Below are 23,201 nucleotides of genomic sequence, written 5' to 3' on the forward strand. Positions count from 1 at the left end.
TGCTACTCCAAGTCTGTTGAGATGTTGAAGTGTTCGCTTCGCTTGCTGCTGCACTATTTGAAGTATCGAACAGTTCCTCTGCCTGGTTAAATCATTACTTTTTCAGCAACGCCATGAATTTGATGCTGCATGGACTAGATTTCGATCCGCAAGGCGCAGGTATCCGCTATGGTGATACGCTCTCGCCAGAAGGCAAAGCCCTACCGCCAGCGACGCTGATTCTTACCAATCCGCCTTTTGGCAGTAAAAAAGGTGGGGGCGTACCCAACCGCCCAGATTTTGAGTTTCCCACCAGCAATAAACAGTTTTGCTTCTTGCAACACATTTGCCTTGGGCTTAAGGCAGGTGGTCGTGCTGCCGCCGTGTTTCCCGATAATGTGCTGTTTGAGAGCAACGTGGGACGGCAGATCCGTACTGACTTGATGGACAAATGTAATCTCCACACGATTTTGCGTTTACCGTCTGGTATTTTCTATGCTCAGGGTGTTAAGACCAATGTGCTGTTTTTTACCCGTGGCAAGAAGGAAAAGGGTAATACAAAAGAAGTTTGGGTGTATGACCTGCGGGCTAATACACCCCAGTTTGGTAAGCGGATCTCGCTGATGCGTGAGTATTTTGCCGAGTTTGAAGCTGCTTTTGGGGATGATCCATTGGGTGGTGCCGCGAGTCTGGCACAGCGCACAGATACGGGGGAGGAAGGACGCTTTAGACGGTTTTCCCGTGGCTGGATTGCTGAACGGGGCGACAATTTAGATATCTCCTGGCTCAAGGATGAGAGCGAACAGGAAAACGGCGAGTTGCCTGAACCTGCCATCCTTGCTCAGGAAGCGCTCGGTGAATTGGAAGCAGCCATCGCCGAATTGCAGGGAATTTTGCAAGAATTGGGTGAGGATATCAGTTTGTAAGTACGGAGGTAGCGACAATGGAAGGTATCAAGGTACGTCGGCATGTGGGGCAAGATGGCATTCTCCATCTTGATATTCCTGTCGGACTAACAGAACAGGATGTGGAAGTGATGATCATTTATCAGCCTCTTTCATCACCAACAGTAACGGGGCGATCGCTAGAGCAGTTCTATGGTATCTGTGCAGATGACCCCATTATTCTGGATGATTCAGGAATTTCAGAAAGCCTTGATGATGACCTTGCTGGAGCGTTTGACTAGAGAATGCGTTATCTGCTCGACACGAATGTTTGTGTGATGTATTTAAATGGTCGTTCGACTTCAGTGCGCGATCGCTTGCATTCTATCTCCCTTGAAGAGATGGCTGTATGTTCGATTGTCAAAGCTGAGCTATTTTATGGTGCCATGCGGAGCAACAACCCAACTCGAACGTTGGAACGGCAGCAGGAATTTTTGGCAAGCTTTGCATCACTTCCGTTTGATGATGAAGCTGCTATTGTTTGTGGTCAAATTCGGGCGCGTCTTGCCAGTGCAGGAACGCCGATCGGTGCCTGTGATTTACTCATCGCCGCGATCGCTTTGGCAAATAATCTAACTCTGGTGACACATAATACAAGAGAGTTTGGGCGGATTGAGGGGTTGCAGGTTGAGGATTGGGAAATTGAGGCGTAAGCGATCGCTCCAGCACCTTCAAAAGCTTGTATGGAATTGCTCACTGGAAACAGATACCGGAATTCTAACAAGATACTTTACTCTGGCAGTGAACGCACTGCCGCAATAATTCAGGCAAGCGATCGCCTAATTGGGTCAGTTGTTCGGAGAGGTCGTCTGGAATTTCAATCGTGATAGTTGTCACAACGAAACCCACGCAATAACTACACTACTGGCTATTGTATGCCTGGTTGAGAGCTTCAGACTGAATTGGCAAGGCAATTGCTGCTTAGGTGCCGGACTCTCTTAAAGGAAGCGAATTTTTCCCTGATCAACCTTTTTTTGAAGTTTTTCCTTGACGTTTTGAGTTAACTTTAAATCAGAAGCAAATTCATCTAGGTTTTTATAATCTTTACTAATTCTAAGTTTTATAAACCTATCGACTGTTGTTCCTTTAATTCCAGTTCCCTTAAAAGCATTAACTATCAAATTTTTTTCAGCAGTATTAATATCAACAGATGAAGGTTGTGGTTCTGGCTCATTTCCAGTGATTGGGGGGCTAACGACCTTATTAGTCTGTACAAAATAGATGTTTTTAAGTTCTAGCTTGCGTTGTAAAAGAGAAGGGCAGGAAGGAGCGATCATAAAAGCGAGATCAGATGGTCTGCCGTCAGTGTCTGATGGTTTAAATTTTACATCCTCTAACCATTGCTTAATAGTTTCTAGATGGCTACTTAAAAGTTCATAGTTTTTAGCTTCGCCAAAGCCTCTAGCAATACAGGAATTATTGTGATGTAATTCTATATAACAATCGAAAGCATGCCCTTCAAGTACAGTTGTAGTGGAAACTGAAGATAAAGTATATGATTTTTGACTGAGATAGTTTTCCCATTTCTGCCTACACTGCGCTTCCACTAATTCGCGTGCATTTCCTTCAAAACTTTTTTCAGGTTCTTCTTTAAAGTACTTTTCATGTATCTCAAGAACTGCTGTAGCGTATTCTTGGCAAAACCTTCTCAAGGTTTGAGCTGGATTCAATGGTATACGCTTAATTTCCTGCCATGCTTGAGAAAAATTTTTATATCCTTTAAATGCTCCTTCTATTCGTTCATCAATTTTAGTTCTGATCATTTCAAACTCATTTCCGTATCCCTTGTTTAGATTAATGACTAAATGACCGACGAGGCTTTCTATTACAGAATCTTCACTAATAAAAGTTTCTATATTATTTGATGTTCCAACAAGATAAATAAGAATACGGATTTTTGAGCTAAATTTTTGAAATGCTCTTTTAATTAGTGCTTTTATAAGAGATCTTGTTTCCTGAAGCTCATTAGGGAAGTTTTGCAATGAATCTAATTCATCAATTAAGTAGGCAAAAGTAAATCGTGGCTCTATTTTTGATATTTCATGAATAACTTCAAAAAAGAATTCTTCAAAAACCACTTCACTTTTAGCAAAATAGCTACTAAACTTAGAACGAAAGGGCATGAATTTAGTTGCTGATGTGAGTTGAATAACTTCAGCTTGCTCTAGATAATCACTCAGTATATTCTTTGCTTTATTTTGGATTGGCAGAGATGAACTATTTAATAGTCCCCAAAAAGTTTGAGCTAGAATGTAACAGTACAACTTTACGCTAAAACGATGACTGCCGCCCGTCGTAAGTAAATCAGAGAGTTGAAAACGACTGACAACAGAGAACTTTTCATAAGTTAGCTTAGTTTTAGTTAATTCATGCAAATAAGTTAGTAGAGAAGTTTTGCCACTTCCCACTAAAGCTGCAACAAATCTAAAAGTAAAATATCCCTCATCAAAACCATGCTTAAGATCATCTTCAAGTAGTTCAGTAATATTGTTTACTGTTCTTCCAGATAAACTTCGTGCAGTTGATCCCTCACCTGTTGAGCCTGGAAGTCTAACGACACGCTCAATCCAAATATCTTCAATAAATCCTTCACCTGCTTTAACTCTTTGAAGGAAATCTTTAATAAACTTTTTTTTCCCTGCATCTTCAGGCATGTTCTATTCTACCCATTGAATCAGTTCATTACCTTTCTCTTCTACAGCAAAAATCTTACCATTTGACTTAAGTAACTCAAAATATTGGCTTAATTTTTCCTGAGAAATAGAGTTGTGCTTCGTGAACTTCTGGCAAAGCTCTTGGCTATGAATAGCAACAACACCTCGAAGCTCTTGCTTCCTTCTCTCCTCAAAATAGAGGCTTTTAAATTTCTCCTGAAATTCATCAAAAGTCATTTCCTTAAAAGGCATGACTTGAGAATGGGAATTGACAGCTTCTTTAATACAAGTTAATAAAGTATTCAATACTTTGGGGCCTTTAACAGAGCTAAATTTGTAATCGGTAGTAGCTAGATTAGCGATCAGAGCTTGTACACCTTGCTCTGTAACCGACAAGCGCCCTTTACCTGTTTGTTTGATTAGTTCCTGAGCTTGTAAGGCATCATATATCTTATCTACTGTTTCCTTCCACTCAGCCGATAAATATGACTTTACAGTGCTTTTTGTTACCGTATCTCCTTCTGTATATGCACGGGCATAAAGTAGATAGATGAGTTGCTCTGTAGTTAGTTTAGCCATACTGTCCTCCTCTTAAGTTGTAACCGCTACATCATAAAACGTCTATGCCAAGCAGATAATAGCTATGATATTCTCACAAAAATTTATTTACTGACCTAGTTGAACTTGAGAAATCGGCCTCTAACCCCTCAATGCTCAGAATATCGCACTTTTTACCGAAATCCCTAGTTCCGGCACCTACGGAAGAGAGTGAATCAAGCGCGATCGCCTTCTCCAAATCCAGCAAACCGACTCGTAATTCTCAAAAGAAACGTTTGGATCGCAAAACCAGGCGAACAACTATTTCGCACGCAGCGCGATCGCACTTCCCTGACAACCCAAGGAAAGTACTATTTCGACTTTCGTTTCGACTTGGGCGGCGTTCGGTGTGCGCCAAAGTATTTTTCACTGCGATAGCGAAGCCACACCCGCAACTGCTGTGGAATCTGGTCTTTTTGTTCTTTCGTCAGCGTGTTGTAAAGGGCTAATGCGCGATCGCGTTCTCCCCGACAAGCAGCATTATTGTGAGCATCCCAGTAACTACGGGCAACCCGAATCCGCCGACAGACTTCCTTGATGAGTGCTTCTCCCGTGAGGGGATTTTCCGGCTTTGCCATACTTCAATCAGAACGCCTTACGGTGAGAATATTGAGTAATAAAGGAACCAGCAATTCCCTGTCGAAGTACACGCGAATCGCTGGCTGCGGCTATAAAGTAACGATGCTAAGTGAATCGCCGCTGCTAATCCTTATCTTCTCCCTCCTTCTCCTCATCGTCATCATTTTCAGAGGATTGAGTTTCCTCTTGGCCCTCTTCATCGTCATCATCAGCCTTATTAACGTTCTGGGATTCTTTTTCCGATTCTTCTACAGGTTCGGAATTTTTAGCGGCTTCACCACAACCAACCAGAACGATATTACCTGCGAACATCACAAGCAGACCCAAGCAAAAAGCACTAAAAGATTTAGTCCACAACGGTATCATTTGGGATTTGGGTTCTCCATCAATACTATTCATATCTTTTTAAACTTTAGCGAACTGCACTGCATTTGAACCAACGATTTGATTTGTCTATCGTCATAAATTGGGTTATGGCTGGACTTGTGCTTGCCAGCCTCCATTGAATTGGCTATTCCAATGACAAGGTATTTTTGCACAAATGGGATGTTTCCGCCGATCGCCTTAAAATATCAGGTGGTTGATGGAAGTTCCAACAACTCCGGTTGTTCTTCGACAAGAGCCAGGGGTTGTTTAAGCTGCCAAGTCCTATCCTGAGAGAGTTCCAGCAAAGACTGATGGTAATTTGCCAACGTAGCGCGATGTCCCACACTTAAGAAAGTAGTCCCTTTCGCCTGCAAATGTTTATACAACCGCTCCTCGTTATCCAAATCTAGGGCGCTAGTTGCTTCATCTAGGATGGCGTACTTGGGTTTGTTTAGCAGCAACCGGGCGAAAGTTAGCCGTTGTTGTTCGCCCAAAGAGAGGACATCTGCCCAATCCTCCTGGGCATCAAAGCCGCCAAATCTTTCCTCTAAACCTGCTAAATTCACCTGTTCCAGCACTTGCTTTAAGTGTTCGTCATCAACCTCAAGGTGCGTGTTGGGATAGAGCAATTGATCGCGCAGAGTACCCAGCACCATATAGGGACGTTGCGGCAAAAATAGGATCTGGTTCGATTCAGGACGAATAATCGTTCCTGTACCAGAATCCCACAAACCCGCGATCGCTCTCAGCAGCGAACTCTTACCACAACCACTTGGCCCCATCACCAAAAGTCCCTCTCCCGCAGCTAACTCTATCGACAAATCTTCTACTAATGTGCGTTGATAGTTGGGCGTTTGCAGGCTGAGATGTTCGACGGCGAGGCGTTCCGCTTCCACGGTTTGAATTTTGGGCTGTTCCTGATTCGATTCCGTCCGATCTAAAAACTCTGCAAAGGTATAGAGACGATTAATTCCAGCGCCAAACGTGGTTAATTGTTGGAAACGAGCAACCACAACGTTCAGCGAGAAAAAGACTCTCACAAAAGCGCCTTGCGCCTCAGAAACTTTGCCCACCTCCATTTCTCCGGCAAAAATCGCCGGTGCAACTACTAAAGCAGGCAAGATAAACGGGATGAACTCGTAAGCATTGGTGAGAACATTTAAGTTCAATTCCCAAACCAGCAGCCGCTTGACATTCTCAAACACATCGAAAAACCGCTGCTTAACTTGGTTTGACTCCCGTTCTTCACCTTGGTAAAAAGCGATCGCTTCTGCATTCTCCCGAATTCTCACCAGACCGAAACGTAAGTTGGCTTCCTTCTTCAGTTGTTCAAAATTCAGTCGGACAAGCGGCTTCCCAAACACAACCGTTGTCACCAGGGTGCCAATCAAGGCATACAGCACCAGAAACAATACCAGCGGTTTAGAAATACCCCAAAGGACACTGCTGAAGGCGATTGTTGACAGCACCGACTCCACCAACCGCAGCAAAAAGGTGAGAGATTCCTGGGTAAAACTGCGAACATCTTCCGAAATCCGCTGATCTGGGTTATCAATTTCGGTGCCTGAGATATGCAGATTATAGTAAGAGCGATCCTGAAAGTAGCTATCCACGAATCGATGGGTTAGCCATTTGCGCCATTGCAAACTCAGGCGATCGCGCAAATAAGTATAGCCTGCTAAAAGGGGTGCATAAATTACCAACACGCCGACGAAAACGATCACGGTTTGCCAAAAGCGCGGCTCATCCTGGGCTGAGAGGGCTGAAATCAGCACCCCTCGCTTATTGTTGAGTACCACACTCAACCCCGTATACGCCAGCAAACATAGCACAACGCCCAGCAGTAACCCTCTGGCTTGCCATTTTTCATCCCCCGACCAATAGGACGTGGCGATTGTCCAAAACTGCTGGACTACATTGAAATTCAATCGATCCATCGGCTTATTTTCCTTACTTTGTCTGTCAGGAGATAATTAATAAAGGCGAATCAGAGCGAAATCTGCTCAACGACTGGTGCGACTCATCTCTGGACAATTGTTAAATTATGCTACAAATTTTTAACACGGTGAGTATCCCAGAGTAGGAGATTGAGATGAGTACAATGCCCTCTCAAGAGACAGGCGGGCAAAACATCGATAAGGTAGCAACTTCTGAGCGTAGTTGCAGCCAATCAATACAAACTTCTGCCAAATCTTCAGATGTAAAGGTGGGGAGTGCGGTGCCAATTGCAAAAGCTAACTGTACAAAGGCACGAATAATAAGTGATAAAAGGGCAACTTTAGCCGGAAACTAGCTTGTTTATACTCAGCTTGATTTGGAAAGAGCATTACCCCGATTGCAGAAAACACAACCACGTCAATACATTAATCAACAATAGTTACTTTGGTACCTAACTTCACCCAACCCTTCTCAATCAACTGCTGCAATGTGTTTGAGTCGAGATGGATGCAGCCACCTGAGTTAGCTTGACCAATATTCTCCGGATTGGGTGTACCATGAAGTGCGATTGAAAACCAGTAGGGCGTTCCCTGAAATGTACTCATCTTGGGACCCGTGATGCTTGTCGTTGAAGTGAGTCCGATATAGCCATTTCCATAGGCTCTGTCTGGGCTACCGTTCCCATCAAAATCAAGAGAATTCATGTTCTTGAATAGCTGAGCTAATCCTTGCCGAGGGTTAACTAAGCTGCGATATTGAGTAACCTTAACAAAACGCTTAACGTTATCTTGGGCAATTTGGTTGTACTCAGACTTTTTGTAGAGAATCAAGTCTACACTCATGTCGCCTGTGGGAGTAACAAAGTCATTCATGTTTTGTTTGTCTTTGAGTCCGCCCTTGCCAATGCCAATAGTTGCTTTGTAAATCGGAACGCTTTGGTTATTGAGTACCTCCAAGCGCTTGTCTACTCGATGAATGAGAAGCGAGTAACGTTCTTCTTGAATGCTGTTAAGTTTATTAGCATTATTTACGGATGCTGGGGAGGATTGTGCCTTGGCTTCAGTTACGTTTTTTGGAGTTGGAACGGCAGAATCAGATGATGTACAAGCGCATAGGGCTATTGGTAGTACTGCAACTAAGAGCCAGTTTGAGATGAGACGAGATGTTGTGAACACAACTAACCTAAGTGGGGCTTGCTCAACTAATTCTCATGATATAAGGGAGATCCTCTGAATTGTTCTACGCAGGACAAGATCAGAAGTGGAGGAACCAGTTGCAGCTACAGAGGGAGCTAGAGGCGTGGCTACTACTTTATCGAAAATTTTGGGTTTAAAACCCCGTGCTTCTAGGACGGCTTTCCTTTTGTCTTTTACAGGGAATGCAGTAGAATGTAAGGCATGAACCCAAAAGCCTACCGATACCGCTTTTACCCAAGCGAGGAACAAGAACAACTCTTGCGCCGCACGTTGGGTTGCGTTCGGTTGGTCTACAACAAAGCGCTGCATACCCGAACAGAAGCCTGGTACGAGCGGCAAGAGCGGGTTGATTACAAGCAGACTTCGGGAATGCTGACCCAATGGAAAAAGCAAGAAGACTTGCAATTCCTCAACGAGGTGAGCAGCGTTCCTTTGCAGCAAGGTTTGAGAAACTTGCAAAAAGCGTTTACCAATTTTTGGGCAGGTCACGCGAGATATCCCAACTTCAAGAAAAAACGAAGTGGTGGCAGTGCTGAATTTACCCGTGCTGCATTTCGATGGAAGGACGGGCAATTGTGGCTGGCTAAATGCTCTGAGCCTCTGCCCATTCGATGGAGTCGAACGTTGCTAAAAGGATGTGAACCATCCACAGTTACACTAAGGCTGGATGCATCGGGGCGGTGGTTTGTCTCGCTGTTGGTTGAAGATCATACGGTTAAATCTCTGCCTAAAGTTGATAAAGCTGTCGGGATTGATGCGGGAATCACCTCTTTGATTGCAACTAGCGATGGGGAGAAGATTGCCAACCCCAAGCATTTCAAGCGTCTTCGCCATAAGTTGAGGAAAGCGCAAAAAGCGCTGTCTCGAAAAGTCAAAGGCTCTAACAATCGAGAGAAAGCAAGGCATAAAGTTGCTCGAATTCAAGCAGCTATCGCCGATGCCCGTAAAGACTTCCTTCACAAGTTGACGACTCGACTAGTACGTGAAAACCAAACGATTGCTGTCGAGGACTTGGCGGTAAAGAACATGATGAAGAACCATAAATTGGCTCAAGCAATTGCTGATGCAAGCTGGTCTGAGTTGGTTCGTCAGTTGGAATACAAGTGCCAGTGGTACGGTCGAACGCTGGTAAAAATTGACCGATGGTTTCCTAGCTCTAAGCGCTGTGGGAAGTGCGGTCACGTTGTCGATAAAATGCGGCTTGATGTTCGAGAATGGGACTGCCCTGAATGCGGGACGCACCATGACCGAGATATCAACGCCGCACAAAATATTCTCGCCGCAGGGCTTGCGGTAATAGTCTGTGGAGCGAACGTAAGACCTGATGGGCATAAGCCTAAAGGGCAGTTGCGAAAATCCAGTAATGGAAGGAAGCAGAAACCCAAATTGTGAGGTTTGGGAATCCTCGTGCGTTCACGCCGAGGAGGATGTCAAGCTGGAATCAGCACCAATAGAGCGAAACCAGGCAAAAATTTCCGTGCAATGCTGCACTGTCTATAATCAAGTGAATCAATCATGCTGCAAATTTCTAACACCGTGAGTATCCCAGAGCATGAGATTGAGATGAGTGCAGTGCGATCGCAAGGTGCTGGCGGGCAAAACGTCAACAAGGTAGCGACTGCCATTCACCTGCGCTTTGACATCGTGGCTTCCTCGCTGCCCGATCGCTACAAAGAGCGATTGTTGAAGCTTTCCGACCAGCGCATTACTAAGGATGGGGTGATTGTCATCAAGGCTCAAGAACACCGCAGCCAGGAGCAAAACCGAGAAGAGGCGTTGCAACGACTGCAAGACTTGATTAAGAATGCGATCGCAGTCCCCAAACTCCGCAAAAGGAGCAAACCGACTCGGAGTTCTCAGCGGAAACGTCTGGATAGCAAGACTAAGCGAAGTCAAATCAAGACGATGCGAGGAAAGGTTACAGATGAATGAGATGGTGTGAACACTCAGTCTACCTCCCCACAAAACTCCGCAATCACCTGTGCCTTGACCGCATCTAACGGATAGGTTTTGGGATAGGTTGAAAACATCAGCCTGATGCCCTGAAGCGTCGAGGAAAAATAGAACGATCGCTGTCGTGGGTTAGCAACTCCCAACTCGCTGAACATCTGCGTCTGGATTTCAAACTGCTTTGCCTGCTCATCCATCAACTTCTGGCTGTATTTCGCCACAATCGGGTCGAGCCGGGGTTGGGTAAACAGATTGAGATAAAATCGGAAAACCTCTGGTTGCCGTCGGACATCGTCCAACGCACCCTCGGCAATATGGCGAATTTGCTCAGCAGGTGTTGGCTTTGCGGCAGCGGCATTCATGACGACCAACAGATCGTTGAGCCGCACATCGACCAGTGCTGCTAAAACGTCTTCTTTACCCTTGAAGTAGTGGTAAAGCAGTCCCTTGGAAATCTCTGCAAGTCTTGCGACATCTTCAATCGAGGTGGCGTGATAGCCTTTCGTGAAGAACAAATCCATCGCTGCTTTCAAGATTTGCTCCCGCGTTGCCTGACGGATGCGCTCGTTTTCTGCTGGGGTACGGGGCATGGCTTCTACTGACTGAGAAACTGGATGATCAAACGGGAAACCTCATCTGCATGGGTGAATGTGGGCATATGATCCGCCCCTTCAATGTACGCGAAGCGAATGTCGGGCACCTGTTGGAATAACTCTGCAACGTGCAAATTATCAGCCATATCCTGTTTGCCGATGATAAACAGCGTTTTGGTTTGAAGCTCACTTAAGCGCTCGATTGTCGGTGGCTGTGCCCATTGCATCTCAAAGGTTTTCCATTCAAAATACCGTTTCGTGTTGTGCGTCGTCATCTCAATCATGCGATCGCGCTGTGGACTGGACATCACGACGCTGTACGTAGGATGGTTCAACATCAACTCAACCATTTTTTCCAAATCTGGAGCTGCCGCATTGACTTGCGCGTACCATTGTTGAACATCCGGTGAGAACTGGAAGCCTGATAATCCCGGAGCCACCAGCACCAGCCTGGTTACTCTATCAGGATAAGCCAGGGCAAAATCGGCTGCAATTTGACCGCCGATCGAATGTCCAACTAAAATCACGCGATCGAGATTGAGATGGTCAAGCAACTGCCGCAAATCCTCAACATAGTGGGCAGGTTCGAGCAGTGGGGGTGACTGTCCGGCACCGCGTCCGTCAAAAGTGATGACTTGATACGTCTGGGCTAGTTGCGGGACAATCAACTCCCAATCCCGCAAATCTGCCCCACCGCTATGAATCAGGACAACCGCCTTACCCTTACCTTGAACTTCGTAATGCAAATCCATATCTGTCTCCTTTCAGGTTTGTAGGACAGTCAGAATGAACGTTTCAGCCCGATTTTCCAGCAACAGCCTGGGCTGATGCGATCGATTGTTTCATCTCCAATATAATTATGACTGAATAATCAGTCAATAAAAAAATATGCTCTACATTCCTAACATTCCTAACAACGCAACTATCTTGCCCTACCAATTATCTCTGCCACAATCTTCTCGGAACTCATAACCCCTGGTAATCCTGCTCCTGGATGGGTTCCGGCTCCTACACAATAGAGATGTGGAACATCCTCTGCCATTCATCTGTGTTTTGACATCCTGGCTTCCTCACTGCCCGATCGCTACAAAGAGCGGCTGTTGAAGCTTTCCGACCAGCGCATTACCAAGGATGGCGTGATTGTGATCAAGGCTCAAGAACACCGCAGCCAAGAGCAGAATCGGGAAGAGGCGTTGCAACGGCTGCAAGACTTGATTAAGAATGCGATCGCAGTCCCCAAACTCCGCAAAAGGAGCAAACCGACTCGGAGTTCTCAAAGAAAGCGTCTGGATAGCAAAACTAAGCGATCGCAACTTAAGACGATGCGAGGAAAAGTTACGGATGAATGACACTGCCCGATTGAATCTTTAGCTCCAATTGCGATCGGGTTCTGGCTGCAATCGTTTAGCCGCGTCAATCACATCTTGCAGTTCTACTGGATCGCTGAACGGATCGGCATCAAGTGTCATGACCCGATTGAGTTCCTTCTGCCAGCGTCGCAGTTCAGCAATATAAGGCTCGTAAGGCACACGTCTCAGGTCGTCCCCTTCCTCCACCAGGTCGCAAATTCCGTTGTGCAGCCACTCACCCGTATGCCAATCCGGCATATCAACACCGGGAAATAAACAGATGCCATGCAGATCCATGCCAGAATTAACCGCTGCCAGAGACTCTTCCACTACGTCCTTTAGCCACTCATCTCTGCCTTCTTCCAACCCACTGGTTTCGCCAATGATCATCGGTCTGTGATACCGCTCCCAGACGCGCTGCATTAAGTCATGAAGCGGCTTGATACGATCATCGTGGGGTTCGAGCGACTGATGTGACCCCTGTTCCCGGTATTCCATCTGGCCAAAGGAATAGTTATTTGCACCAACGATATCGAGAATTTCAGGAGAACCGCCGAGTTCCGGGTGTTCTTTTCCGTAAAGGATGTCCCATGCTAGGAATGTGTCTACATAGGTTTCGTGATGCGCTGCCTCAACTAAATCCGGGCGATCGCGCGGTGCAACTATTTGAACCAAGGGATCGATGTGAACCATCCTTGAGAGCGGTTCTACCTCCCGAATCGCTTTCACGCCTGCGATCGCTGCCTTACACAACGCCAATCGAAAGCGAAAACGGTCTTCTTTAGTAGTTTTATAGGGAGCCACCCAACCCCATTCTCCACCGCAGAACGAGAAAAAGGTGATCTCGTTGATTGGCGTGAAGAAATAGGGGCCGTGCAAGCGGGGAATCACATACTCTGCTGCGGCGCGACAGTAACGGGCAAAGCGATCGATAAACTCATTACTAAATGGATCGAGATCGTCTGGATACCCGTAGTGGCAGAGATCCCAGATGGGAATGATTTGTGTCTGCTGCATTGCTTCAATCATGGGGTCAATGATAGAGAAGTCGTAGCAGCCATCACGATCGACTAACGGCCAAGGAATCCCTTCCCGCGCCACATCAATTCCCAGCGATCGCAAGATGTTGTAATCTTCCAGCGCGTGGCGATCGTGCTGTGTCTCTTTAATCAGATTCCGCCGTCCCTTGTCTTTCCAGAGAAACGTCGAACACTCAAAGCCAGAGATGAAGAAGGTGGGGAAGATTCCAAGTCGTTGAGCCATGCGTTTGCTCTGGTAAAGTTATTCGTCATCGTAGGTACTCTTGCCCATTTGAGGCACTATCTAACGTGGGATAAATCCGTTGAGTACCCGATTTCTGATGTTGGGTAGAGTCGGTTACCAAATATCCGAGCCGCGATCGCCTTTGACCAGCTATTTCTGGAGCGCCTGCTGAAAGGTCTTGATGGCATCAACGTGATTCACCATATTGATGCAACGTAACAACAAATCCAGATCGATCCCTTTGATTTCCTCACTACTGGAAATCTTTTCGTAGTCCAGAGTGTTGCCCTCTCCCCGCAGGTGATAAATCTCTAGCACTCCGTCTTCCCAGAACCACACTTCAGGAATCTTCAGGCGCTTGTATACCTCTAGTTTGTTAATGCCGCCACTGGTAAACACCACTTCGATCACCAGATCGGGACGCACTCGACCAGGGGCAAGTTTATAAGATTTATCTGCCTCTCGCTTAACGGCAACCCCTTCACTTTCTAAAGTCATTGAACCAGTTGGAGTAAAATCAAACCCTGCCACGAGCAGGTAAAGCTCTAATAATGCACCAATCCTTTCTTTAACAGTTTCGTGGGGTTCTCCTGGCATTCGTCGTATCTCCAGTACTCCATCCAGGAAGGAAAGCCGATATCCTGGACGGTCTAATAATTGCTCAACTGCTTTGAACTCTCTCCAGGTCAATCCTTCAAACAGGAGGGGTTCTTCCCTTTGGGGCGTTGCTATCGTTGCCGTAGTCATAAGAGTCTCTGGTCTGTTTCCAGATTAGGAGTGATTGGGTTTGGATGGCGATCGCTTTAACGTAACTTCTTTTATGGTACGGGGCTAGAAGGCATATAACCGATTATTTGCCCTCTGAGATCGCTACTCGCTACTTCTTCCTCAGCCAATCCATAAGGGTTAATGGTTCTGCTAATTTCTAGCTTGCCTTTTGTAACTCTGCCAGATACCAGCGATCGCTACCTTCTTCTTGGTGCTTGGCAATAATTCCTAATGCTTCCAGGCTTTCGAGACAGGTGAGAATAATTTGTTTTTGTCGAGATGCACCTTTGAATTGAGCCGCAATTTGCTCGACTGTCCATTCGCCGCCTTGAGTGCGGAGTAAATCGCGCACCGCAGCGAGTTGGTCTTTGAAGGCTTTGGGAAATTTTTGTTGTTCGACGGGGGCGATCGCTGTTTCCTCTTCAACTTCAGCGATACCTTCAATCACCTGTTGAATATGCACTTCACCGGGAGCCTGATACTCTGGACGCAACCAGCGAATAAACCCATTGCGTTCTTCTTCAGCGCGTTCTGCGTTTAAGGCGACCAAGCGTTCCAAAATCATCTCATCCAAGTTCTGCATTGCTCCCACCTCCGTTCCCTCTTGAGCAAGAGGAGAAGCTGAACCGTCCGCATTCTCCCCCTTTTTTAAGGAGGGTTGGGGGGGAGCTAACAAATCACTCCACCCATACGCCTCAAACACGGCTGAATCTAACTCATCATGAATTTGCTTCAGCGTGGAAATCAGCGCTTTGTTGTTAAATTCCCGGTCTTTATCGGTGAGTTCTTCCCCTGCGCGGATTTTTTCCAGCAGGTTATACATGGCGGTGATGGTGACATCGGGATGCTGTGCCTGAACACGCTTACGGTGGGCATCGAGACGTTCGCCCAGTTCGCGGATTTTTTGTTTGCGATCGGGTGTGGGGTCGGGGAAGGGGAAAGGATCGAAGCAAACAGAATTGTTGTAGCGTGGTCTATCTTCTAGTGTTCCTCCTGCTGCGAGTGCCCAATTTACATGAATTCGACTTGAAAGAACTCCAAGAATGTAAGCATTTGCCGTTGCAACAACAACTATCTGTTGGTCTGGAATAATCTGAGATTCAAGAAATGCGAAAACACGATGTTTAGAGGTTTTCACAGTACAGATATATCGATTTATGTTCTTTATGGCTTTACGCAATTCTGGTCTATTTCTCTCAAAAAGCCACCAGTTACTTTTAATCTTATTGTCCCTCTCTACCAATCTATCTGGATAAACTTTATCAAGCAGGTATTGGTATATCGTAGAGTATCGATTTTGAAGTTGTTCTTCTGTCAGTTTAAAGCAATCAATAATAAATACATTTCTAGAAAATGTAGCTAAGTCTCTACCATTCCTGTAAGGATGAATTAGTTCTCGCTCATTATCAGGAAATTTTGAGAGACACTTTGACTCTAAAACAAATCCAGATGCATAAGGTTTAACACCATCACAACACAATCCACTTTGAGCCTTTAAAGGAACTACTGATGCAACATTTACCCCCGCTCTTAGTTCACTAAATATTTGACCCACTTTTTCCCACTGAATCTTAACTTGTTCTGCGGAGTCCTCTGGTGTTTCAGCGTCAGGCTCATTTACTACTCTACCCAGTAAAGGAAATTGAGATGTAGTGCCTGAATTATTCAGTTCTACTCCAGTCATAGCAATTCTTACCGCCGCACCTTCATTCGTCCAAGGGTGATCTGGAACGGCAAATATCAATTTAATTGAATTTTTCTGATTTTGATGATGGTCAATTACTACTCTCTGTCTTATTTGGCGAATTGTATTGGTCGTAATAAAGCCAAATTTTTTTAATTTTCCTAAACGTATTAAATCTGCTCCTTTATGCCACCAATACATCACATAGTCAACTGTATCGGGGACATCATTATAGGTTTTTCGTAGTGCTTCTGCATAACCATCACCTAATGTTTCTCGTATATCTCTGTTTCCAATAAACGGAGGATTTGACACTATATAATCCGCCTCCTGCCACTCAGCAGCTCGCGGATTAATATACCGATAAATCGGAATCTGATCGCTCGGATCGGGCACCATTTCCCCCGTCACCGGATGTTTCATCATCCGCCCGCCCCATCGCGTTCTCACCTTCCCCGTTTTCGGGTCAACATCCTCCTCCTTCCCGTCATACGCCAACACCGCATCCCGGCATTCAATGTTTTTGTACTCGCGCAAAACAGGCTCTACCGGGGGAATGTCGCCAAACTGTCTGAAGTGCCACTGCAAATAACCAATCCAGATCACCAAATCAGCGATCGCCGCCGCACGGGGATTAAGCTCAATCCCTAAAAACTGCGATGGGTTCACCTGGGCAATATCCAACCGTAACTGTGCCTGTCCTGTCACATCTTCCAGACGGCGCAACACCTCCGACTCCAGTTGCTTCATCAAATCCAGCGTCACATACAAGAAATTTCCCGACCCACACGCCGGATCGAGAATTCGCACCTGGCGTAACTCTGTCAGAAACCCTTCCAATGCTGCAACGGCTTTCTTCTTCTGGGCAGCAGTCGGCTCTTTTTCCGCATCCCCCAAAATTTGCTTCACTTCCCCCTGCACCAGATCCCACTGTTCCCGCAACGGTTCCATTACCACCGGACGCACCAACCGCTCCACATAGGATCGAGGCGTATAGTGCGCCCCCAGTTTGCTGCGTTCCTTTGAATCCAATGCCCGTTCCAGCAACGTGCCAAAAATCGCAGGCTCTACATCCTTCCATTCCCGCTTCGCTGCCGTTAGCAACACCCGAAGCTGATCCGCCGTCAACTCAAACGCCCTTGCCTCGGCAAATAACCCCCCATTAAATTTCAACAACCTGCCATAAAAGCCAAAGCTTGTCCCATCATTCATTGCCTGCCAGAGAGCTTCCACCTCCGGCTTAAAACTCTTAGGATTGAGCAACCATCGCGTCTCCAACGCCTCTGTGAATAAATGCTCGTTCAGTAGTCCCACATCTTCAGCAAACATGGTGAAGATGCAGCGCATCAGGAAATGGGCAACCTCTTCCGGTTCATGCAGACCTTCTAACCGCTTTGATAATTCCGCTAAATCTGCCGCTACTTCTCGCGTGACCTTCGCCGCAATCTTTTCAGGGTTGCGCTTTTGCGGATCGGTAAAGATGTCAACGAATAAATCAAAAATCTCTGGCTTTCGCAGAGCAGTCAGTCCAATATCCTGACGCGCCCCATATCCACCATAGTCACCGCTGAAGCCCATCCACAGCTCAAAGTGATCGCCAATATCACAGGTCAACAGAAATGGAGGTAACTTTAGTAAATTGCGAGTATAGGCGATCGCCTGCACAAATGCTGCTTCCATTGCCTTGAGGTAAGTATTCGTGCCGCGTTTTGCCGTTCCTTTGCCAGATTTTTCGCTGCCCTGCTTCGCCTCAATCAAAAAATGATCGGCTTTGTAGAAGTCAATATAACCTGGTGTTTTCTTACCACTGGGATGATAAATCGTGATGTCTTTATCAAAACAGTACGGATCGCCTGTCACACTACCCTTCACATCCGGACGCTTGACTCCCAGCGCATCACATAGTTCCGAAAAGAACATTTGATAGTTAGCACGTTCATTGCCACTAGAATTTTGCCAACGGGTAATAAACTGCTCAATTCGGGCTGCATCGGATGGAGTCATGAGTGGCTTGTTTTGGAGGTCAGGGAAATTGGGGGACAGAATCCTATGAGGCGATTGTGAAGTTATCCCCTCATGCTTAGTATTCCCACTTACACCTCCAACCTACAAACTCTCAACTTGGACTGTCGAGGTTTTATGAGAAATTCCACCCTCCAACCCTCACCTTCCCACCTCTGAACTCGAAACTTCGACCTTGCTCAAGGTTTTGCGAGAGAGGAGCGATCGCATAGCGTCTGCTTGGCGGAATCGGCGACAATAGAAACCTCGCAGCACTCTACCCAGCAGAGTGAGGCAACTAACCCCTGAACAAGTCGTTACAGCATCTCTAGGGAAACAGGTTTAGTTGGTGCTGGAAACGCGGCATCCAGGGTAGCCAGTTCTTCAGCACTCAATTTCAAATTCAAGGCAGCATAATTCTGCTCTACATGGTTAATGCGGCTGGATTTGGGAATTACAATTACATTTTCCTGATGCAACAACCACGCGATCGCTACTTGAGCCGCAGTGACTTCTCGTTCTTGAGCAATTGTCTTGAGTGTCCCATTGTTCAGCAAACGCCCTTGCTCAATTGGGGAATACGCCATGATTGGGATGCCTTGTTGCCGACACCAGGGCAGTAAATTCCACTCAATTCCCCGTCGCATCAGGTTGTAGAGGACTTGATTGGTAGCAATTCCTTTCCCATCCTTCAACCCAATGGCTTCTTCCATATCCTCGGCATCAAAATTACTCACCCCATAGCTGCGAATTTTGCCGGATTGTTGAAGCGTCTGAAATGCTTCCAGCGTCTCTGCCAGTGGCACAGAACCGCGCCAGTGCAGCAGGTAAAGGTCAAGATAATCAGTTTTCAACCGCTGGAGACTTCTTTCGCAGGCAGTAATTGTCCCTCGTTTCGAGGCGTTATGAGGGTAGACCTTGCTGACTAGAAAGACTTCCGCCCGACGAGAAGCGATCGCGTCGGCGATTACTTCTTCTGCACCGCCTTCGCCATACATTTCGGCGGTGTCAATGAGAGTTAGACCCAAATCGAGTCCGTGGCGTAAGGCATCTATTTCGCTTTGGCGATTCCTAGCATTTTCCCCCATCTGCCAGGTGCCCATGCCAAGAACCGGAATTAATTGTCCAGAAGGTAGTTTAAGAGTTCGCACGGCAGTTTCTATCCATTCAAGCTATTGCCCTTGAGCGCATTTTTGGCTGACGCATGGGCATGGCATCAATTGTAGAGAAAAGTGCTGTTAGAGCGACAGATGCTTCCGTTGTTTCTGAGTACAGTTTTTTCCAACCAAAACTATGGTAAACTCTTGCGGCTTACAACAAATTATTGCCTGAAATGGTTAGCAGAAGCCTTGGAGAGTAAATATTAAGTACCAGGAATTACGCAGCTGTCAGGCGCGAGCTAAGCCGATGCAGTAATAATTAAAGCTGATTTCTTGCCGCCCTCAGTTGTGTTTGTTTTATGCTCAGTGTGCCTCTGCAACTGCCTGACGCAGATATCGTATTCTACCCGTCTCTGCTGGATGGGCAGGAAAGCGATCGCTTGCTCACACAACTGACTCAAACAATCGACTGGCGACAGGACTGGATTAAGATTTACGGGCGTTCAATGCCTCAACCCAGGCTAACGGCTTGGTATGCCGATCCTGGTAAATCCTACACTTACTCTGGCATCACGATGCACCCCTCTCCCTGGACACGCACGCTACTCGACCTCAAGGCAAAGGCTGAAGCGGTTTCTGGTGTGGTGTTCAACAGTGTGTTGCTCAATCTCTACCGAGATGGCAACGACAGTATGGGGTGGCACAGCGATGATGAACCTGAGTTAGGGCAAAATCCCGTCATTGGTTCTCTGAGTTTGGGCGGAACACGGCGCTTCAGGCTCCGGCACCGAGCCGAGAAAGGTTTGAAGCATCAACTGGAGTTAACTTCTGGCAGTTTCTTGTTGATGCAGGGGACAACGCAGCACTACTGGCAGCATCAAATTCCTAAAACTAAACGTCCGGTTCCTCCTCGGATTAATTTGACCTTTCGAGTAATTGACTGATCAACGAGCATAAGCCTCACGGATTCACTTCGATAGGTTAATGCTGAATTTCAGTTGTTGTCGGAAACGCGATGAGCTTGTAGTTCTGCTGGCAGGGGAAGGGGCAATAAGTAAGCTGAAACGTTGATAGCGTACAGCCCTTGGGGCATGAAAACAGCGAAACGAGGCGTTAGCCTTGCGCTGAAAGAGTCAGTTCGCTTAATTAGCGAACTTGACACTGATTGAGCTTGGTAAACAAAGCAGGCACGTAGTCGTAATAGCGATCGCTAGCAAGATAAATGGCATCCGTGGTACAACTACCACAACCAGGTTCGCTGAGAATGTCACTCAGTAAGTTGGAGGAAATTCCTCCCCAAGGAAACTGTCCGATTGGTGCCGTAGCAGTAGAGTTGAGTTCCGAATCCAACCGCCATTTGGTTCCAGCTAGCACGACCCCAAAAGGATTGTTTTCCGGTAATGGTTGGCTTCTGCGCCATCCCACTGCCTGACCGAACTTCTCAACTCGTGCTTTCGGATTTTTCGTCTGGGAGGCTGTCTGCTGCCAGATGCGCTTTTGAGCGCTGTACCCAAAGCGTCCCTTACTAGCTTGCGACCAGAGAGTGTCTATGCTACGAAAATCCTCGCAGGGAAAGCGATTGAGCAGGGTTTTGCTGCCGTAGAGTAAGTCTGCACCCTGTCCTTGTAGTTTCTGCAATCGCTGAAAAATGGCACGAGTCTCCACATCCGCACCCCGCCAGTCACTTGCAGCCAAAAGGCTTTTGAGGCGGCTGTAGTTGATGCGCCATTTGTTAGGGGAACCCGTGCTAGCGATCGCATCGAAGGTAAAGCTTTTAACGATGTCCTGATATACCTGTCGGATGGAATCGTTCTTTTGCAGGTAAGCTCCTTGTAGACGAAATACATAGCGACCATCAGGACTGCTGAACAGCACGTTATCAGACTCGTAAAGTCCAGTGGAAGTGTAAGCGATCGCTTTCTGTCCAGCAACGGTGAGGGGACGATCGTCATTCTGGCTGAGTTCACCTTTCCAGCTTGTCAGGGGCAACCGTTTAGAGTTGTCGTAGATGCTAATGCTGATGATGGGAGGCGTTTCAGGTAGACTCTCCCGATTCAGAAAATCTTGCTGCTGCCACACTTCTAGAACTTCTAGCGGGGGATTTGGCTTCGTCGATTGAATCGTACTGCTAGGCGTAATCACATAGCCCTTTGGGGAAACGAAGCGAAACCCAAAGCGATCGCTAAAGTAAAAAACATCCCGACTTTGCATTGAGGAGTTTGGCGCAGGTTTGGCTGCGATCGCCTCAGGCGTGGGAGATTGAGTGGATGATATTGGAAGACTCGTACTACAGCCAATAGCCAGAAATGTTAGTAACCCAACTACAATAGAGCGCTTCATATCGCTAGATTAAGTATTCTTCGATCTTGATTTCGTCTCCAGTCTGGCAAGTTTGCGATTGAATCGGTTGCTTTGTTTCAGTTTGAGATACAAAGGCATAGCGACCCGCTTTCCCCAGCATCAGCAAGCAAATACGCCGTTTTGACGAGCGCACAACATCGCATACAAGCGTGATCGCGCCTGACAATAGTGGTTGAGAAGAAGAGCGAGCGCACTCCAGTTAAGACTCATTGCTCCAAAAGAAGTGGTAATAGCCGCTGTAATTCTCCACAAGCTGCCTGAAGTGATTCTGGTGCATCTTCTGGTAAGTTTTGAGAACGGCATTGATCTGCCAGTTTCTCAACATAGGGCTTGCAAGAAGCTTCATTTTTCAGAAATTTTGAATAGGTATCTTCCTCGTTTACAGGTTCTTCCTGCAAGTAGTGTATCCAGGTTTCAATATTGCGTTTAGGTACAAATACTGCGATCGCTTCATCTGGTTGACGATTTTCCTGGGAATCTTCGCTGAGGGCGTGAGCTAACTGATTGAGTCGTTCCTGCGATGTGTCAGTATCTGCATCAATCAACACGACTAATCCAATCGATACACGGTTTTTATTCTGGCGATATGCTTTTACTTCCGCCGGATACTGAGTGCGTACATACTGTTCCCCAGATTGGCTACCTGGAGGACAGATTTCAGCTCGTAATCGACCTGCAAAACCTCGTTTTTTTAAGAAATAACGAGCAAAAACCTCCTGCTGTCTATCTTCACAGAGGATGACAATCTGGACTCTACGCTGGCTCATTCAACCAGCCCCGTGCAATTAGTTCTGAAACGGGTAGTCCAGAATTTTCAGCTACTTCACTACTAATTCGTTTTACTCGGACAGGGGCATTGCTTTGACGCTCAAACCAATAGCCGATTGGTGAAGCCAAAAGGTAATTAATTAATTCAGGATGGTGAGAAATTAGTAAACCTTGAAGTTTTCTTTCGCTACAAAGATCGTAAAGCTCAATAAGCCAGGGTTGAATTTCTGGCAACGCTAAGAAGTTTTCAGGTTCATCAATGCACAAGGTATAATCTTCGGATTTGGTGCCATGAAGAAGTGTGTACAAAGCAACTAATGTTTTTTGTCCATCAGACAATTCTCCCAGGCGATATTCAATTGGTTTAGTGGTAGCTATTCCTCCTGAAAAACGTAGTTTTAGCACTAAGTTTTGTTCGCTTACTCGCTCAAATCTAAAGTTTGTGAAGCCATCTAATACATTCCTTAAAATACTTCCTATTTCAGCAACCTTGCCTTGATCTTCAGAGAGGTAGCGATACCAAGAAACAAAATTTTCTGCCTGGCTGACCAAACGCATTTCTTCCTGGTTACTCTCATCAACCATCAAACTAGGAATGATTCGCACAATAATAAATCGCGCCATCCGTTCTCTAAACCAAGTTAACTTCTTGTTATCATTTCTTGGCATTAATGAAGGTATCATAGACTGCGACCAATCAAACGAGTATTGCGGCCCCACTGAATGATTGTCTCGATAGAGTTGAACTTCACCTAAATCAAATTTCAGTAAAGGCTGGTTATCAAACCAAAGGCGCTCATACTCAACACGACATCTATCCCGCTCGTGACCAATACCCAATTCATATTTATAGCTGCCGCCATTACCTAAAATCTCTAGCTCAAAACGTTGAATTAGAGAGGTTTGCCAGCGGGTGCAGTCCACAGATTTGAAAATCACCTCTACCTTACTATCACCACTGACAAATGCCTGAATTTTCTGCAAGACTTCAAAAACAGTGGATTTACCTGCTCCGTTAGAACCTAGAAATAAATTAATGGCGTCAACATTAAGTTCAAAATTAACTAGGCAGCGAAAATTATCAATATATATACGTTTCAGCATCAATTTT

The 23,201-nt window shown here is 46.2% G+C and carries 21 protein-coding genes and 3 pseudogenes; 9 read left to right on the plus strand and 15 right to left on the minus strand.

Annotated elements, in window-relative coordinates; genetic code table 11:
• The 4 genes and pseudogenes from H6F74_RS09210 to H6F74_RS09225 all read left to right on the plus strand — a co-directional run.
• Positions 1 to 90 (plus strand): annotated as a pseudogene (locus H6F74_RS09210) (IS1 family transposase); the annotation flags it as partial.
• 23 nt (positions 91 to 113) lie between these two features.
• Positions 114 to 905: pseudogene (locus H6F74_RS09215) on the plus strand (N-6 DNA methylase); the annotation flags it as partial.
• A gap of 17 nt (positions 906 to 922) precedes the next feature.
• Positions 923 to 1,165 carry a hypothetical protein gene (locus H6F74_RS09220; RefSeq protein WP_190439519.1) on the plus strand — a complete coding sequence of 81 codons (243 nt, stop codon included), beginning with the start codon at positions 923 to 925 and terminating at the stop codon, positions 1,163 to 1,165.
• Between the two features lie 3 nt (positions 1,166 to 1,168).
• On the plus strand, positions 1,169 to 1,576 hold the full coding sequence (locus tag H6F74_RS09225; RefSeq protein WP_190439522.1) for a type II toxin-antitoxin system VapC family toxin: 408 nt from the start codon (positions 1,169 to 1,171) through the stop codon (positions 1,574 to 1,576).
• A 285-nt stretch (positions 1,577 to 1,861) separates the two neighbouring features.
• Here H6F74_RS09225 and H6F74_RS09230 read toward each other — a convergent pair whose 3' ends face one another.
• The 5 genes from H6F74_RS09230 to H6F74_RS09250 form a co-directional block, all read right to left on the minus strand.
• On the minus strand, positions 1,862 to 3,577 hold the full coding sequence (locus tag H6F74_RS09230; RefSeq protein ID WP_190439526.1) for a hypothetical protein: 1,716 nt from the start codon (positions 3,575 to 3,577) through the stop codon (positions 1,862 to 1,864).
• A 3-nt stretch (positions 3,578 to 3,580) separates the two neighbouring features.
• Positions 3,581 to 4,156, minus strand: coding sequence for a hypothetical protein (locus H6F74_RS09235; RefSeq protein ID WP_190439529.1), 576 nt, complete (start codon positions 4,154 to 4,156; stop codon positions 3,581 to 3,583).
• 329 nt (positions 4,157 to 4,485) lie between these two features.
• Positions 4,486 to 4,752: a Precorrin-3B methylase gene (locus tag H6F74_RS09240; RefSeq protein ID WP_190439531.1), complete on the minus strand. Its 267-nt coding sequence runs from the start codon at positions 4,750 to 4,752 to the stop codon at positions 4,486 to 4,488.
• A gap of 124 nt (positions 4,753 to 4,876) precedes the next feature.
• Positions 4,877 to 5,152, minus strand: coding sequence for a hypothetical protein (locus H6F74_RS09245; protein WP_190439534.1), 276 nt, complete (start codon positions 5,150 to 5,152; stop codon positions 4,877 to 4,879).
• Positions 5,153 to 5,325: 173 nt separating this feature from the next.
• Complete coding sequence (locus tag H6F74_RS09250; protein WP_190439536.1) at positions 5,326 to 7,056, minus strand: ABC transporter ATP-binding protein/permease; 1,731 nt, start codon at positions 7,054 to 7,056, stop codon at positions 5,326 to 5,328.
• A gap of 155 nt (positions 7,057 to 7,211) precedes the next feature.
• On the opposite strand from H6F74_RS09250, the gene H6F74_RS09255 reads away from it, so the two are divergent.
• A complete protein-coding gene (locus H6F74_RS09255) occupies positions 7,212 to 7,412 on the plus strand; it encodes a hypothetical protein (protein ID WP_190439539.1) in 201 nt (66 codons plus the stop codon).
• 70 nt (positions 7,413 to 7,482) lie between these two features.
• Here H6F74_RS09255 and H6F74_RS09260 read toward each other — a convergent pair whose 3' ends face one another.
• On the minus strand, positions 7,483 to 8,232 hold the full coding sequence (locus tag H6F74_RS09260) for a L,D-transpeptidase (protein ID WP_190439542.1): 750 nt from the start codon (positions 8,230 to 8,232) through the stop codon (positions 7,483 to 7,485).
• Between the two features lie 222 nt (positions 8,233 to 8,454).
• Here H6F74_RS09260 and H6F74_RS09265 point away from each other — a divergent pair, with 222 nt between their 5' ends.
• Both H6F74_RS09265 and arfB (H6F74_RS09270) read left to right on the plus strand, forming a co-directional pair.
• Positions 8,455 to 9,645 carry an RNA-guided endonuclease TnpB family protein gene (locus H6F74_RS09265; protein ID WP_190439544.1) on the plus strand — a complete coding sequence of 397 codons (1,191 nt, stop codon included), beginning with the start codon at positions 8,455 to 8,457 and terminating at the stop codon, positions 9,643 to 9,645.
• A 123-nt stretch (positions 9,646 to 9,768) separates the two neighbouring features.
• Positions 9,769 to 10,185: an alternative ribosome rescue aminoacyl-tRNA hydrolase ArfB gene (gene arfB / locus H6F74_RS09270; protein ID WP_190439548.1), complete on the plus strand. Its 417-nt coding sequence runs from the start codon at positions 9,769 to 9,771 to the stop codon at positions 10,183 to 10,185.
• Between the two features lie 14 nt (positions 10,186 to 10,199).
• On the opposite strand, the gene H6F74_RS09275 is transcribed toward arfB (H6F74_RS09270), so the two are convergent.
• Entirely contained in the window at positions 10,200 to 10,793 is a 594-nt protein-coding gene (locus H6F74_RS09275) for a TetR/AcrR family transcriptional regulator (protein ID WP_190439551.1), read from the minus strand.
• Positions 10,794 to 10,798: 5 nt separating this feature from the next.
• Positions 10,799 to 11,548 carry an alpha/beta hydrolase gene (locus H6F74_RS09280; protein WP_190439554.1) on the minus strand — a complete coding sequence of 250 codons (750 nt, stop codon included), beginning with the start codon at positions 11,546 to 11,548 and terminating at the stop codon, positions 10,799 to 10,801.
• Positions 11,549 to 11,827: 279 nt separating this feature from the next.
• Here H6F74_RS09280 and arfB (H6F74_RS09285) point away from each other — a divergent pair.
• Positions 11,828 to 12,145, plus strand: a pseudogene (gene arfB / locus H6F74_RS09285) (alternative ribosome rescue aminoacyl-tRNA hydrolase ArfB); the annotation flags it as partial.
• Positions 12,146 to 12,163: 18 nt separating this feature from the next.
• Here arfB (H6F74_RS09285) and H6F74_RS09290 read toward each other — a convergent pair.
• The 4 genes from H6F74_RS09290 to H6F74_RS09305 form a co-directional block, all read right to left on the minus strand.
• Entirely contained in the window at positions 12,164 to 13,408 is a 1,245-nt protein-coding gene (locus H6F74_RS09290; protein WP_190439557.1) for a family 1 glycosylhydrolase, read from the minus strand.
• A 150-nt stretch (positions 13,409 to 13,558) separates the two neighbouring features.
• Positions 13,559 to 14,155 (minus strand): Uma2 family endonuclease, encoded by a 597-nt coding sequence (locus H6F74_RS09295; protein ID WP_190439560.1) that lies wholly within the window; start codon positions 14,153 to 14,155, stop codon positions 13,559 to 13,561.
• 178 nt (positions 14,156 to 14,333) lie between these two features.
• Positions 14,334 to 17,864 (minus strand): class I SAM-dependent DNA methyltransferase, encoded by a 3,531-nt coding sequence (locus H6F74_RS09300; protein ID WP_190439563.1) that lies wholly within the window; start codon positions 17,862 to 17,864, stop codon positions 14,334 to 14,336.
• 314 nt (positions 17,865 to 18,178) lie between these two features.
• Positions 18,179 to 19,024 (minus strand): aldo/keto reductase, encoded by an 846-nt coding sequence (locus H6F74_RS09305; RefSeq protein WP_347269495.1) that lies wholly within the window; start codon positions 19,022 to 19,024, stop codon positions 18,179 to 18,181.
• A gap of 296 nt (positions 19,025 to 19,320) precedes the next feature.
• On the opposite strand from H6F74_RS09305, the gene H6F74_RS09310 reads away from it, so the two are divergent.
• Positions 19,321 to 19,905 carry an alpha-ketoglutarate-dependent dioxygenase AlkB gene (locus H6F74_RS09310; RefSeq protein ID WP_190439565.1) on the plus strand — a complete coding sequence of 195 codons (585 nt, stop codon included), beginning with the start codon at positions 19,321 to 19,323 and terminating at the stop codon, positions 19,903 to 19,905.
• A gap of 202 nt (positions 19,906 to 20,107) precedes the next feature.
• Here the strand turns inward: H6F74_RS09310 and H6F74_RS09315 are convergent, their stop codons facing one another.
• From H6F74_RS09315 to H6F74_RS09325, 3 genes are all read right to left on the minus strand, one after another.
• Complete coding sequence (locus H6F74_RS09315) at positions 20,108 to 21,301, minus strand: GUN4 domain-containing protein (RefSeq protein WP_190439568.1); 1,194 nt, start codon at positions 21,299 to 21,301, stop codon at positions 20,108 to 20,110.
• A gap of 227 nt (positions 21,302 to 21,528) precedes the next feature.
• Positions 21,529 to 22,089 (minus strand): hypothetical protein, encoded by a 561-nt coding sequence (locus tag H6F74_RS09320; RefSeq protein ID WP_190439571.1) that lies wholly within the window; start codon positions 22,087 to 22,089, stop codon positions 21,529 to 21,531.
• The gene (locus tag H6F74_RS09325) at positions 22,076 to 23,194 is read right to left on the minus strand and encodes an AAA family ATPase (RefSeq protein ID WP_190439576.1); all 1,119 of its coding nucleotides are present in this window, start codon (positions 23,192 to 23,194) and stop codon (positions 22,076 to 22,078) included. The genes H6F74_RS09320 and H6F74_RS09325 overlap by 14 nt, the downstream gene beginning before the upstream one ends.
• Positions 23,195 to 23,201 lie beyond the last annotated feature (7 nt).

This window comes from Trichocoleus sp. FACHB-90, assembly GCF_014695505.1.
Lineage (GTDB): Bacteria > Cyanobacteriota > Cyanobacteriia > Cyanobacteriales > FACHB-T130 > Funiculus > Funiculus sociatus.